Genomic DNA, 618 nt, shown 5'->3' on the forward strand with positions numbered 1-618 from the left:
AACTGGTGTGTTTCGACTGAACGCATAATCTGCGAGGTCGGCGCGCGCTTTTCTCCGCAACTTCACCACCGGTCCTTGCAACGATTCCCACCCCATCGGATCCCGGCTCAACCACCTTCCCATGCTGGGACTGTAGGCGCGGTATTCGTACAGCACCAGGCCCGTGCCGTCCTCCGTCCGCTTCGTGCTGAACCGGAACGGATTCCAACCCGCCGCAGCGCCGGTCAGCCGCAAAGGCTCTCCAAACGGGCCATACTCGTACCGCGCAGTGTCGGTACCGGTGCTGGCCGAGACCAAGGTCCACACGTTCCCGTTGCCGTCGTACGTCACAAAGTGCACCCCCGCAGCAGCCCCACCAGTCAACCTCACCCACAACAACCCGCCCACACCACCCGCACCGTCCAGGGTTTCCGAAAGATCCAGACCCCACACGTACGACCGCACCACCGCACCGTTCGTCCCGTTCAGCTCCCCAATGTGACGACCAAACAGCCCCGGATCACCCACCAGCTTCAGATCCTCCACCACCTGCCACGTGCCGTTGGCCCAGACGTACCGCACCTGCCGTACCCGACGCCCCAACGCATCGTACGTCCAGTCCACCCGACGCCGATCCAC

1 protein-coding gene is annotated in these 618 nt (G+C 63.8%); it reads right to left on the reverse strand.

The genetic code is table 11. The features are described 5' to 3' along the window. A partial coding sequence (locus G4L39_RS10040) for an RHS repeat-associated core domain-containing protein (protein WP_205880934.1) occupies positions 1 to 618 on the reverse strand: 618 nt, incomplete at both ends.

It is taken from the genome of Limisphaera ngatamarikiensis, from assembly GCF_011044775.1.
Lineage (GTDB): Bacteria > Verrucomicrobiota > Verrucomicrobiia > Limisphaerales > Limisphaeraceae > Limisphaera > Limisphaera ngatamarikiensis.